12 protein-coding genes are annotated in these 12,684 nt (G+C 58.0%); 3 read left to right on the top strand and 9 right to left on the bottom strand.

The window, feature by feature from the left end:
- Positions 1-20 precede the first annotated feature (20 nt).
- From guaB to EII11_RS04765, 3 genes are all read right to left on the bottom strand, one after another.
- Positions 21-1,544, bottom strand: a complete 1,524-nt coding sequence (gene guaB / locus EII11_RS04755; RefSeq protein ID WP_124869361.1) for an IMP dehydrogenase — start codon at positions 1,542-1,544, stop codon at positions 21-23.
- A 72-nt stretch (positions 1,545-1,616) separates the two neighbouring features.
- Positions 1,617-2,936 (bottom strand): AGE family epimerase/isomerase, encoded by a 1,320-nt coding sequence (locus tag EII11_RS04760; RefSeq protein ID WP_165867067.1) that lies wholly within the window; start codon positions 2,934-2,936, stop codon positions 1,617-1,619.
- A gap of 96 nt (positions 2,937-3,032) precedes the next feature.
- Positions 3,033-3,965, bottom strand: coding sequence for a MerR family transcriptional regulator (locus tag EII11_RS04765; protein ID WP_165867068.1), 933 nt, complete (start codon positions 3,963-3,965; stop codon positions 3,033-3,035).
- Positions 3,966-4,301: 336 nt separating this feature from the next.
- Here EII11_RS04765 and EII11_RS04770 point away from each other — a divergent pair, with 336 nt between their 5' ends.
- A complete protein-coding gene (locus EII11_RS04770) occupies positions 4,302-4,595 on the top strand; it encodes a WhiB family transcriptional regulator (RefSeq protein WP_124869371.1) in 294 nt (97 codons plus the stop codon).
- Positions 4,596-5,214: 619 nt separating this feature from the next.
- Complete coding sequence (locus EII11_RS04775) at positions 5,215-6,864, top strand: SdrD B-like domain-containing protein (protein ID WP_124869375.1); 1,650 nt, start codon at positions 5,215-5,217, stop codon at positions 6,862-6,864.
- A gap of 153 nt (positions 6,865-7,017) precedes the next feature.
- On the opposite strand, the gene EII11_RS04780 is transcribed toward EII11_RS04775, so the two are convergent.
- From EII11_RS04780 to groES, 5 genes are all read right to left on the bottom strand, one after another.
- The gene (locus EII11_RS04780) at positions 7,018-7,917 is read right to left on the bottom strand and encodes a carbohydrate kinase family protein (RefSeq protein ID WP_124869378.1); all 900 of its coding nucleotides are present in this window, start codon (positions 7,915-7,917) and stop codon (positions 7,018-7,020) included.
- Positions 7,918-8,482: 565 nt separating this feature from the next.
- The gene (locus tag EII11_RS04785; protein WP_124869381.1) at positions 8,483-8,752 is read right to left on the bottom strand and encodes a hypothetical protein; all 270 of its coding nucleotides are present in this window, start codon (positions 8,750-8,752) and stop codon (positions 8,483-8,485) included.
- On the bottom strand, positions 8,742-9,068 hold the full coding sequence (locus tag EII11_RS10985) for a nucleotidyltransferase family protein (protein WP_124869763.1): 327 nt from the start codon (positions 9,066-9,068) through the stop codon (positions 8,742-8,744). The genes EII11_RS04785 and EII11_RS10985 overlap by 11 nt, the downstream gene beginning before the upstream one ends.
- Positions 9,002-9,319: a nucleotidyltransferase family protein gene (locus tag EII11_RS10750; protein WP_205649232.1), complete on the bottom strand. Its 318-nt coding sequence runs from the start codon at positions 9,317-9,319 to the stop codon at positions 9,002-9,004. The genes EII11_RS10985 and EII11_RS10750 overlap by 67 nt, the downstream gene beginning before the upstream one ends.
- Positions 9,320-9,731: 412 nt before the next feature.
- Positions 9,732-10,028: a co-chaperone GroES gene (gene groES, locus EII11_RS04795; RefSeq protein WP_124869384.1), complete on the bottom strand. Its 297-nt coding sequence runs from the start codon at positions 10,026-10,028 to the stop codon at positions 9,732-9,734.
- A gap of 210 nt (positions 10,029-10,238) precedes the next feature.
- On the opposite strand from groES, the gene EII11_RS04800 reads away from it, so the two are divergent.
- On the top strand, positions 10,239-11,492 hold the full coding sequence (locus EII11_RS04800; RefSeq protein WP_240623064.1) for a class I SAM-dependent methyltransferase: 1,254 nt from the start codon (positions 10,239-10,241) through the stop codon (positions 11,490-11,492).
- Positions 11,493-11,556: 64 nt separating this feature from the next.
- Here EII11_RS04800 and tsaD read toward each other — a convergent pair whose 3' ends face one another.
- On the bottom strand, positions 11,557-12,633 hold the full coding sequence (tsaD, locus tag EII11_RS04805) for a tRNA (adenosine(37)-N6)-threonylcarbamoyltransferase complex transferase subunit TsaD (protein WP_205649233.1): 1,077 nt from the start codon (positions 12,631-12,633) through the stop codon (positions 11,557-11,559).
- Positions 12,634-12,684 lie beyond the last annotated feature (51 nt).

The raw sequence follows: 12,684 nt of genomic DNA on the forward strand, positions 1-12,684 counted from the left end.
CCAAGTATGTCAGCCGCGAACTACTTCGAGCCCTGCCCGTGGTAGTTGGGTGCCTCAGTCGTCATCTGAACGTCGTGAGGATGCGATTCACGCAACCCTGCCGAGGTAATACGGACGAAACGCCCGTTGGCTTTAAGCTGCGCAATCGTGGGCGAGCCAAGGTAGAACATGGTCTGGTGCAGGCCTCCCACAAGCTGGTAAACCACCGAGGCGAGCGCACCCGTGAACGGCACCTGACCTTCGATACCTTCAGGGACGATCTTGTCATCAGAGGACACATCAGCCTGGAAGTAGCGGTCCTTAGAGTAGGACTTGCGCCCACGCGAGCTCATTGCGCCCAGAGAGCCCATGCCACGGTAACGCTTGTACTGCTTACCGTTGGTGAACACCAATTCGCCGGGGGATTCCTCGCAACCGGCCAGCAGGGAACCCAGCATGACGGTGTCGGCGCCCGCAACCAGGGCCTTGCCAATATCGCCCGAGTATTGCAGGCCGCCGTCAGCGATCAGTGGGACGCCCGCAGGTTTGCATGCCTTCGCTGCGAGGTGAATAGCGGTCACCTGAGGCACACCCACACCTGCAACCACGCGGGTGGTGCAAATCGAGCCTGGGCCAACGCCAACCTTGACTGCGTCAACGCCGGCGTCGATGAGCGCCTGAGCGCCCTCGGTGGTGGCGACGTTACCGCCGATGACGTCAATACCGTCAAAGCGTGGGTCAGACTTAATGCGCTTGACCATTTCAATTTCGAGGCGAGCCCCGCCGTTGGCGGTATCAACAACGAGGACGTCCACACCGGCCTCGGCCAATGCGACGGCACGCTCCCAGGAATCACCGTAGAAGCCAATGGCCGCGCCAACAATCAGACGCCCGCGGGAATCCTTGGTGGCGTTGGGGTACTGCTCGGTCTTGACGAAATCTTTGACGGTGATAAGGCCCTTGAGATGATTATCCTCATCAACGATGGGAAGCTTTTCTACGCGGTGCTCGGCCAGCAGGGCTTTGGCGTTCTCTCGGGAAATGCCCACATGTCCTGTGACGAGGCGTTCGCGCGGGGTCATGCACTCTGAGACAGTCAGGCGCGCCCAGTCCTGGGGGGGGACGAAACGCAGGTCTCGGTTGGTGATGATGCCCAGCAGGGAGCCATCCTTATCGACGACCGGTAGACCAGAAACACGGTACTGGCCACAGAGGGCGTCAAGCTCTTCAATGGTTGCATCAGGGTTGACAGTGACAGGATCGTCAACCATGCCTGATTCGGAGCGCTTAACCTGGCGGACCTGGTGTGCTTGCTCGTCAATGGAGAGATTGCGGTGCAGGATGCCGATGCCGCCCTGTCGGGCCATAGCGATCGCCATGCGTGCTTCAGTGACAGTGTCCATTGCCGCTGAGATGAGCGGGATCCTTAGGGTGATGTTCTTCGTCAGGCGGGAGCTGGTGTCCACTTCAGAGGGCACCACATCCGTTAATTCAGGAAGAAGCAGGACATCGTCGTAGGTGAGGCCGGTAAGGGCGAAGGGGTCTGTGTCGTCAAAGTGTCCCATGAGCCAATGTTAGGGGCTGGATTGACTCCCAAAGACCTCAGAACCAGAATCTGAGCGTAAGGGTGGCGAGTTTCACCCTGTTTCTTGGGCAGCGCGCAGGGGCGCGAGATAGCCCTCTTCGAGGGAAACGGGCAGGGAGGGGGTCAAGGGAAGACGCGCCAGCATGAGAGCGCTTAAGAGCGCCGCGAGCGCACCCTCGTGACTGTCTGCCTCTTCGCTGACTTCGCTATGCCCACGAGCAGTGGTGTTGCGCCATTGGCCGGGGGATTGCCGAAGATGGGTGTCAGCCCAGGTCATTGCCAGGGCAAAGTCGGCGCTGAGTTGGGCGAGCCACTCGTCCCGGCCCTCGTCATATTCAATGGTCTTTCCCAGAGCTTCGGTGGCGCTGACAGCCTCAACCAGTGGCGAAAGCTGAGCTGCCGAAGGCTGCACGACCTGTTGGATGAGAGGGGTGAAACCGTCTGCGCGCGCTGGCCAGGATGTGGCCATGATCCATCGGTAGATTTGCCATGCGTCGTGAAGCATCCATTCGGGCGCTTCATCACCGTCTTCGATGATGCGTGCGCGCAGGTGGAGGAGGTTTCGTACCCACAGGAAGTAGATGCGCGTGCGCTGCTCAGCGTCCAGCACTGCGCGTGTTGCCCTCGGGTGTGCGTGCGTTGCTGCGTGCCGCTGTTCGCCATGCGCATCGTCTGGGTGTAGCACTGTGGCCCAGATGAGGGAGGTTGGGGGCAGGTTTTGATGGAGGGCGTGGGCGATGAATCGAGCACGATCAGCCCAGATACGTTCGCCGGTGACGTCGGAGGCCAGAAGGAACACTCCGATGGCATAGACATTACTTCCGAGGTCGAAGGGGGCGCTGTGGTGTGCACCTCCTGCGGTCCTTATCAGTCCGTGTCGCGGGTCCCACCAGTGTTTTTCTTTGTCGCGCAGGAGGTGGCGCAGGTCGTCGAGAGCTCCGTCGATTCCTGCTACTGCGGCGTGGGCGAGGGCCTCGGCGATGATGAGGGTCTGCTCGTTGTTGTGGGGTCGGCTGTGCTCGGTGGGCTGGGCGGTGGGCGAGGGAGTGCTCCCAGAGCGAGTTGCGTCATTGGGCTCTCCTTCGGTTGCACCTGAATAGTAGAGGTCGTGCAGCGCAGTGTAGTGCTGGGCGGCACTTGGGCGGGCTTTGGTTGAAGCTGCCTGCGCATCCGCGTGTGAGAGGTAGAGTGCTGCAAGGCTCCAAAGTGTTGTGCGATGGGCGTGGTCAACAAGAAGCTGTGGGGCAGGCGTGTCGTCCAGAGGAGCGGATGCGGTGTCCGCGATGAGCTTGTCGTTCAGAGAGGCGATAAGCAGGCGGATTTCTTCGTCGAATTCCTCGCGCACGACCTGGTGTGACCACGGCGTCTGCATGTTCAGCTCCTTTGCTGGCATGGGGATCTCTCTCGTGAGAGGTTTGTTGGTGGGTTTCCTCGTTGCCGAGGATGGAAGTATTCCCCGCGGAGCGTCTTAGTGGACCAGGTCTGGACAGGGACCTTCTTCGCGCGAGAATGCGAGCATTTCTTCAACGCAGGCGGCCAGGGATCGGACTCGCTGGACGCGTGGATCGAGGATGCGCGGTGAGTCGGTTCCCACAAGAATGATGTTGAGTTCGGGTCGGTCCAGGCTGGTTTCAATGAGGGATTCGCAGTGCGTTCCCCGTCCCATCACGATGACGCTGTGGGGCTTCTTTGAAGCAATGTGGGCGTTGAGGCGTTTGTGCACGTCTTGCCCAGCGTGTTGGCCTGTGTCGAGGATGGAGGTGGGAATCCCGTTCCATTCTAGGGCAACGCCTGTGACATGGGCGGCAAGCATGAGGTCCTGATCTGCAACGATCACGGCTGGCTGGTAGGTCTTCACGTTGGAATCGCATTGGTGCGACAGTTGAGCAAGGACCCGCATAACGGCGACAGTCAGTGTTGCCGAGGGAGCGTAGCCGGGTTTTTGCCCCTGTTCACAGGAGTAAATCCGGTCGAGGGCAGGTTCGAGCAGGTCTGACCATGTGTGCACTAGGCCATTGGTGGCAATGGCAATACCTAGAAGGTTTTCAAGAACATTCAGTTCAGCAGCCGAGGCTCCCCGCAGGATGTCGTCGACGGTTGGGGGCGCAGCGTTGTCGAGTGGCGCCATTCCCTGTGGCGCATTGAGGAGGCGCTTTGCGGCTTCAGAGGCTGCTACGCCAGAGCGGATCATTTCGACCATGCGTTTGAGGAGGGCAACGTCCTCAGGACTGTAACGGCGATGTGTGCCCGAGCGGCGGCTTGTCGGCCCCATTCCGTAGCGTCGTTCCCATGTGCGAAGCGTTGAAGCCGATACGCCAAGTTTAATGGCGACTGCTGCGACACTGAGGGGGGCTTCGACAGAGTCGGCGCTCGTCAGTCTTGTGAGCGTTGCACGAGGCATGTCGAGTCCTCCCTTCGGTGTTTTGCTTGTTCTGGCGCTTGGGGCGCAGGCAATCCAGCAGGTGATTTTTCTTTCCTCTTCGATTGTGACGCTTTTGAAGTCTCTGTGCCACCGGAATGAAGAAGAAATCCGAAACTTGCGCACACATTGTTCATCAGCGAACACCCAGGAAGCAACTTCAGCTCCCAGCATTCTTTCAGGATTGGCGATACTCCTGGGAAATTCCCATAAGTTTTTCTCTGCTACTTGAACAACGCATGCACAACTCTGTAATGTTGCAGGTGTTCAAAACGGGAGGACCCCTCCCCTACCCCGACCGCGAAAGGAAGGGACCCCATGACTGATGTTTCACGCCTGCCCGGCCCAATGATTGACGCTTGGGAATGGCAGTATCAGGGGGCATGCCGCGAGGTCGATACCGAGCAGTTCTTCCACCCCGAAGGTGAGCGAGGCTCCACGCGCCGCCGCCGCGCCGCTGCCGCCAAGGCCATCTGCGCGACCTGCCCTGTTCTTGAGCAGTGCCGCCAGCATGCCCTCTCCACCCAGGAGCCTTACGGAATCTGGGGCGGCATGACCGAAGAGGAACGTCGCGAATACATCCAGGCGCGCCGAATGAAGCGCAGCGCCTGACACACTGAACTTTCCACCGCAAAGCTGCAGCGCTGGGGATTGACACTCATCCTTATGCAGCGACCAAAAGAGCCTCTCCCTTGGAGAGGCTCTTTCTTCTTCCCTCCACCACAGACACCCCGCCTGGAAGGCAACGCGCACCGAGGCCATAAAACCTCGCGCCTTTAAGGGTCTCAATCCTTCATTAATTCAGACGAGATCGAACAACTGAGCACTCTTTGGATGTTCTAAATAATGTCGCAGATTCTTAGACAATAGCGGCACTTATCATCGAAAATCGTTCACACATTTGCAAAATCCGCGTCTTGAATAACTGCCCCACCCAGGAAACAACGGAAGGCTCAGACACTCCGGCGATCTTGATGTCCACAACAAGGAGAGGCCGCCATTCCGATCCATAATTTTCATTATTCAACACTTGGATTTCCGGGGACACGAGCGGAAATCCTACTCCTCCCCTCCCCTTTCCGTGGGTAAATGAAGTGTGTATTCATTCGCAATTCAAACCTCAGAAATGCACTTTCACTGTGGAATATGGTCGAGATAGATCAATAAACAGTCGCGGTCATTTCTGAGGTTTCTCTGAGTACCTAACCGCTTATCTACCCCTGGAGTAAAGATGCTGACACACGGGAAGAATCTCCCGCGAGTACTGCTGGCATTAGTGGCAGTCTTCGCTTTGATCATCACTGGCCTATCACCGTTGTTTACCGGTAACGTCGCCCACGCCGCGGACAACAATCAGCAGGGCGCCAAACCCGGCTTCACTACCTTCACTATTGTCAAGCGCCTCCACGGAGCCACTGACAAGGTATCCCCTGACACCAAGTTCCGTGTTGCCGTGCGTTGGGTCCTTCCTGATCGCATGACCATTGCCGATTACCCCAACTGGACCCCACCGGCCAACCCCACCTTCATGGACCTGGCAGTTAATACTCCCACCCCCTTCCCAACAGGTGGTGCAGCAGCATTCCCCGATGGCACAACGATCATGCTCGAAGAACAGCTTGATGCCACCACCCCAGCACTGCCAAGCGGCCTTGAGTTCGGACAGACGAGCTGGGTCGAAGGTAAGCGCACTACCCACTCTCGCAAGTACGAAACCTTCGTCGGGCCCGAGAACCAAGTCATTGAACTCCACAACACTGTCTCTCCCAAGGCAGTTACTCCCCCTGCTCCCGGCCCCGGCGACGACAATGGATCCGCAGGCACGAAGCCGACTTTCGGCACCTTCAGCATTACAGCGAAGGTTTTTGGCACTGCTGCTAAGAAGATTCCCGCCGATAAGACCTTCCGCATTGCGGCAGAGTGGAAGCTCCCCGAAGGAAAGACTGAAGCTGACTATCCTGGCTGGAAGTCTCCTACCGACGCCAGGTACCTGACAGTTCCGGTCGATGTGAAGACGCCCTTCCCTGTTGGCGGCCCCAATGCTTTCCCCGTGGGCACCACGATCACTTTGACAAACCTCTCATCCAACATCAAGGATCCCACGATTGAAAACGTCCGTTGGGGCGCCTCCACCTGGATGGTTGGCAAGGTCGAACGTCTCGACGAAGTTTCTTTCGTCATCACCAAAGATGAGACCCTCGCTGAGCTCCGCAATGAAGCCATCGACTACTCCACGACCGTCTCTGTGGGCGACTTCGTCTGGTGGGATAAGAATGGCAACGGCCTTCAAGATGACGGTTCAGACTACGGTATTGGAGGTGTCATTCTCTCTCTGAGCGGCCCGAAGGGGCCTCTTGCGATCACTCAGACGAAGGCTGACGGTTCCTACTCCTTCAGCGACCTCCCTGTTTTGAGCGGCACGGAAAAGTACACTGTGAGTGTCATTGCTCCTGCAGGCTTCGAAGCAACGAAGGCCAACCAGGGTGGTGACCGGTCCAAGGATTCCTCGACAGACTCCGTTGACTCAGGCACACTGGTCAACAACGCAGACAACACCCTGGACTTTGGCTTTGTTAAGAAGAGCAAGGCCCCGCAGGTAACGCCCCCGAAGAATGGGGCACCTGACGGTTCTAGCACGCCGGATTCTTCCGTGAAACCGCAGACTCCGCCGAAGGCAAAGCCTCAACCTGCGCCGAACACGCCTCCATCTAAGGATGCACATAAGCAGGCTCCCCAGGACTCTACCTCTAAGGCACCCGCCCAGAAGGCTGGAAGCAAGCTGGCAAAGACCGGCGCTGATTCGCTTGAAATCGCTACCTTCGTGTCACTTGCCTTGATCGCTGGCGGCGCCCTTCTCACAGTCCTGCGTCGACAGGCCTGAGCGCGCAACCTCCTCTCACCTCAAGCAGCGCGCTTCTCGATGCCCCCGATAGCTTCCACAGCTATCGGGGGCATCCCTTTACTCTCTTGGAGTCCTGCCATGTCTGCCAGCGCGCGGAAATACTCTCTGTACTCGGTCGGGACCGCCTTACTGTTACCGAGCTAGAAGCCGCTCCAATGTTTCGGTGTCAACAAAGCTCGTGTGCGTCCCGAGGCTTCCACATGCCCAGGCACCACCCACCGCGCCTGCACGGGCAGCCCCGGCGATATCACCGTGATCTAGGTAATGGCACAGAAAGGCCGCCACAAAACTATCGCCGGCTCCGTTACTATCCACGACCGGACGATCAGGAATGGAGATCGGACTGATTCGCAATGGCTGTTCATCCGAGCGCTGCCACACACGGGCTCCCTCACTCCCCGCCATCACCACCACGAACTGGGCACGACCTCGGACAAAGATGTCTGCGACCACTGCGGACTCGTCCGTCAGCGCCGCGGCGGACACGAAAACGTAGTCGGCACCATAGGCAAAGTCTCTGTGGTAGTCGGCAACACCATCCCAATCATGCAGGTCGGTTGACGTTGATCGACCTGCGGCAATAGCATCCTGCAACGCGTACCTTGCCCAGTTCATGATAGAGACATGCACGTGCCGAGATCTTTTGATGCCCTCGCGCCACAACGACGGGTCGGGAGTGAACTCAAAGGGATGTCGCGGATCGTACAAAGACATGCGCTGTCCTTCCTCGGTCACCAAAATCACCGAACGTCGCGTTCCGCTGATGTGCGTGACGAAGTTCGTCGAGATTCCAGTGGCTAAGTAAACATCCCGGATAAACCGACCTTCATCATCATCTCCGATGACGTCCACCATGGCAGACGAACGGCTAAGTGCGTGGACACCAAGGGCGACACCGTTACCCGTATGCCCCACGACGGTCGCGATGGGTGGAACCATCATGGAATCCACAACAGGGAGGGGTAGGGACTTCACTCGGACGATCTGGTCGACTCCCACACCGCCCACCACAAGAACATCTACCTGCGTCATTTTCTCTCTTTTCTTCCATAAAATCAGATCATGTCGGGGCTTGTCATGCCAATTCGCACTCGATAATTACCTCATGTTGACAAACAATTCTGATGCTGCGCCTGACGTCAGAGGCGTTTTTCCTCCCGAAAGAATTAACGGATCTGCAAAAAGTCACCTATCAACATTGGCTCCATCATAGAGAAAGCCCCCGCTGGATATCGCCCGCTATCAAAACCTGCCCGACAGCTCTTCCCTCCTGCGAGCCACCTTGGAATATCAACCAGACAGGTAACGCACAGTGCCTTCTACTTTTCATTAAAGGACTATGCTCCAACCACTCCTCTACGCCCGTTTTATTCTCCGCGCATCATAGAAGCCCCAACTACCACCTTATCGACACAGCCACAACGCACGCCACTGGAATAAACAACTACACGCCTCTTAGCCACCCTCACCCGACCTCGCCTCATCTGTCCTCGCGCACTCAACCCCACAGCACCACACCTCAGCACTTACACCCCCAGACATCAAGCAGTGCCGCCCTCGTTGAAACGAGGGCGGCACCAGATGTAGGGGATCGCTTCTAGAAGCTCATTGCCAAGGCACGCTCAACGCTCCTGCGAGCTTCGCCATCGAAGTAGTTACCGTGGGTGCGTCGCACCGACTCAAGAGACTGAGAGGCAAGTAAGACGATATCCATCCACTGCATACCCGAGTATTCAATCTCTGCCTCTGCATAGGCCTTTAGCGCTGCATCAGCATCGGTACCAAACTCTCGCAGACCCAGCAGTTTGTCTGCTTTCCGGTCATAGATGAACAAGTAATGCTGAACTGGCTTGAGTTCACTCATCATTGACCTCCTCTGATTCATTCGGCAGCCCTTTCAGCATAGAACGAACTTTCTGAGCGAGGGCAGTAAAGGTGCTCACATCTGCGGCCTTGTGTGCGTCGTCTGGCGTATTTTCCAAGAGTGCACGCAGGCGCAGGAATTCTTGAATGACGCTATCCCCATCTTGCTTGTAGTTCTCTCCAAAGAGAGCACTAAAGGCTTCCGCATCGGATGCCCATTGATGCGTGGTCTGAGTTCTGAGTTGAACCTCGATTAAGAAACCATCCTGTTTGACGATGAGATGAATAGCTCTGTACCCAGATGCGCGCGGCTCCTGAATATAGTAATAACCTTATATTCGCTCCACTCTTTCCTAGCCCAGTCGACCAAAACATAGAGATCTTCAAGATCATCATGAGCAAGAACAACGCGACATCCACCAATGTCACACATTCGCGACAGATCAAGTCCGCTCCCCCATTGAGTGATCTTTTCATAGATGGTGTTTTCTCGTTTGAGGCGCTGTGTCACTTCGGCGTCAATGGAATGAACAGTAACTGCTCTGTCCAGTGCCGCACCGACTGCTTCCATTGGTATCTGAAACTGATGCCGATACTCTCGCAATATTCGGCGGGCTTCGAACGCCTCTTCCTCGGTCGATTCCCCAGCATGGTGACGCCTCAGCGTTGACCCTGCTTTACGCACCGCGCTCTACTGAGCGGTTGAGGAATCATCACACCCTCCTACGTCTACTTCTTGCCTCCTACCTACTTCTCAACTCATTTGCCCTAAAAGCCGACGCATAGGTCGAGACTCTTGTGATAGCTAGACACGGACCCCGTCAATATTCTGCCTCCGCCTCACTCTCCGCCCAGCCCGAGAGCCCATTCAGGTGCCCCATCACTGAACGGCTTGACGTATCCCCCGCCGGAATACCAACAAGGCCGCCCCCGTATGCGGGGGCGGCCTTGTTCAGCGTCTGTCAGCTTTTGATCTTTTCCGATCAGCGCTCAACGATGGCCAGAACGTCACGAGCGGAAAGGATCTGGTATTCCTCGCCCGCGTACTTGACCTCGGTGCCACCGTAGCGGCTGTAGATGACAACGTCACCAACCTTGACGTCCATAGGCACGCGCTGACCATTGTCATCAATGCGGCCGGGGCCCACCGCCAGAACTTCACCTTCCTGAGGCTTTTCCTTGGCGGTATCGGGGATCACCAGGCCAGATGCTGTGGTGCGCTCAGCTTCCACCTGCTTGATGACAATACGGTCTTCGAGAGGCTTAATAGTGATGGACACTTCGCCGCTACCTTTCTTTATTCACACAAAAGTCGTCGGTCCCTGTAGTGCTGCCGTCGCGGGGGTCAGTTCTTCAGGGGAAGGCTGGCCCGCAGGCTCAGCCGATCACATCCAGCTTAGAACCCTATTGGCACTCTGACAACCTGAGTGCCAAAAGCTTGACCTCCCTCAGACATCTCAGACCGCACCCCCAGCAACTACCATGGGAGCGTGCTCTCCCCCATTGCCCTCGTCCTCGATAATCCAGGCGCGCAGCTCCTTGCCGAATGGGACTCCCACCCCGAACGCCACTCAATGAGCGCCTTTGACTTCAACGCCGCACTACGCGCCCAAGGAGCCTCCGCAGAGGTCGCCGCTGCCGTCATGACTCAGTGCGAACTCCGCGACCGCGCTCACGCCAAACTCGGCCCTATCGCGCGCCGCCTCATCTTCACACGTGACGGCATTGAACAAGCCACCCGCCTAAGCGTTGCCATCACACACGCCCAACGCTACGCCGCATCGGGGGCACGCTGTATTGCCGATCTCGGCTGCGGCAATGGCGGCGACTCCCTGGCCTTCCTCCTCGCAGGAATGAATGTTGTGGCCGTCGACATTGACGCGGACGCATCCAGCGCAGCCCGCTGGAACCTACAAGCGACCGCCGCATCCCTCCCCCTTTCTCCCCGCGCCGAAGTCCTCACGGCCGACGTCACCGCTCTCGACGTACCTGGCCTGGCTGCGCGCGGCGTGAATGCCATCTTTGCTGACCCCGCTCGACGCACCGGTGCCGCGAAAGGCTCCGCCCGCATCCTCTCCCCTGAACTCTGGTCCCCCTCGCTCCCCACCGTGATGTCCTGGCGGGACTCCTACGCAAGAATCGGCGTCAAACTTGCCCCCGGAATCGATCACGCAGCCCTTCCCGCCGACTGCCACGCACAGTGGACCAGCGTTGATGGTGATCTTGTCGAAGCCGCCCTCTGGACGCCCGCCCTCGCGCCCGAAGGAAGTGGCCGATCCGCCCTCGTCATGCGCGCAGATGAGAGTCACGTCCTCTCCGACCCGCTGATTGACGAGGCCAACGCCCCCGTCCCCCAAGCGCCCATCGGTGACCTGGGGGAAATGATCGCTGAGCCCGACCCGGCAGTCATCCGTTCAGGCACCGTACGAGTCCTTGCTGAAGAACTCGGCGCGCACTTGATTTCAGACAAGATTGCCTACCTCAGTGGCAATGACCTGCCTGCAACACCCTTTGCAGCGCGTTTTGAAGTCTGTGATGTCGTCGCCTTACGCCCCAAGGCGATCACGGCAGCCCTGCGGGCGATGGATGTGGGACGCGTGGAGGTCAAGAAGCGCGGCGCAGACCTCGATCCTGCCACTTTACGCTCGGCACTGAAACTTTCTGGCTCTCAGGAGGCCACCGTCATTGCCACGCGTATCGCGGGGCGACACCGGGCGATTATTGCTCGGCGCGTGCGCGACTAGACGGTAGAAGTGCCGCAGCCATCCCTCGATAGCTTGTCGCACATCCCGGCATAGCGGAGCCGATTCAGTCCGCGTCGGGAAGCATTGATGTCTGCGTCAACGGCATTCCCGAATCAGGTGAGAAATCCCATTCCGAAGGTTTCACGCCGGCACGCACAAGCTCGGTACCCATAGCAGCAATCTGAGCGCCATTATCGGTGCAAAAACGCAGCGGAGGCATACGCACAGCCAGACCCGCAGCTTCAGCCCGCTGCGCCAGTAAGGCACGCAGGCGAGAATTTGCCGAGAATCCGCCACCAACAACAATAGTGTCACACCCATGGTCAAGGGCTGCGCGCACAGCCTTGGCAGTCAAAGAGTCGTTGATTGCCTCAGAAAAACCTGCGCAGATATTCTCTGGGTGAATGTCTTCCCCACGTTCACGAGTGCCTTCAATGTAGCGGGCCACTGCGGTTTTCAAGCCGGAGAACGAGAAATCGTACTTGTGACGTTCTTTGTCCTTACCAGCGGCCAAGCCTCGGGGGAAACGGATTGCTTCACGGTCCCCCTGCTGGGAGAGGCGGTCAACATGCGGGCCACCCGGGTAGGGCAAGTCAAGGAGGCGTCCAACCTTATCAAAGGCTTCACCGGCAGCATCGTCAAGGGTGCCGCCCAGTTCGCGCACGTCGGTAGCAATGTCATTGACCAGCAGCAGATTGGAGTGTCCGCCAGAAACAACGAGGCCAATGAAGCGTTCTGGTAGGGGACCATCGGCCAGCTTATCGACAGCGAGGTGGCCAATAACGTGATTCACGCCGTAGAGGGGCTTTCCGATGGCGGTAGCCAGAGCTTTAGCTGCGCAAATGCCAACGGTGAGAGACCCGACCAGGCCCGGCCCTGCTGCGACAGCGACGGCATCGACCTCGTCAAAGGTGACGCCCGCTTCATCAAGGGCAGCCTGCAGTGTGGGGAGGAAGGATTCGAGGTGAGCGCGGGAGGCAATTTCGGGGATGATGCCGCCGTAGCGGGCGTATTCATCCATCGAGGTGGCAGTTCGGTCCGCTAGGAGTTCGCACCCGCGTACGAGGGCGACGCCCGTTTCGTCGCAGGTGGATTCAATACCGAGGATCAGGGGTTCTTGGCGTGTTGTCGACTCACTCACCAGGTTATTCTAGCCTTCCTGTAGCGAGGAGCCAGTGGTAGGATCGCTCAC

This window comes from Schaalia canis (assembly GCF_003858455.1).
GTDB classification, from domain to species: Bacteria; Actinomycetota; Actinomycetes; order Actinomycetales; family Actinomycetaceae; genus Pauljensenia; species Pauljensenia canis.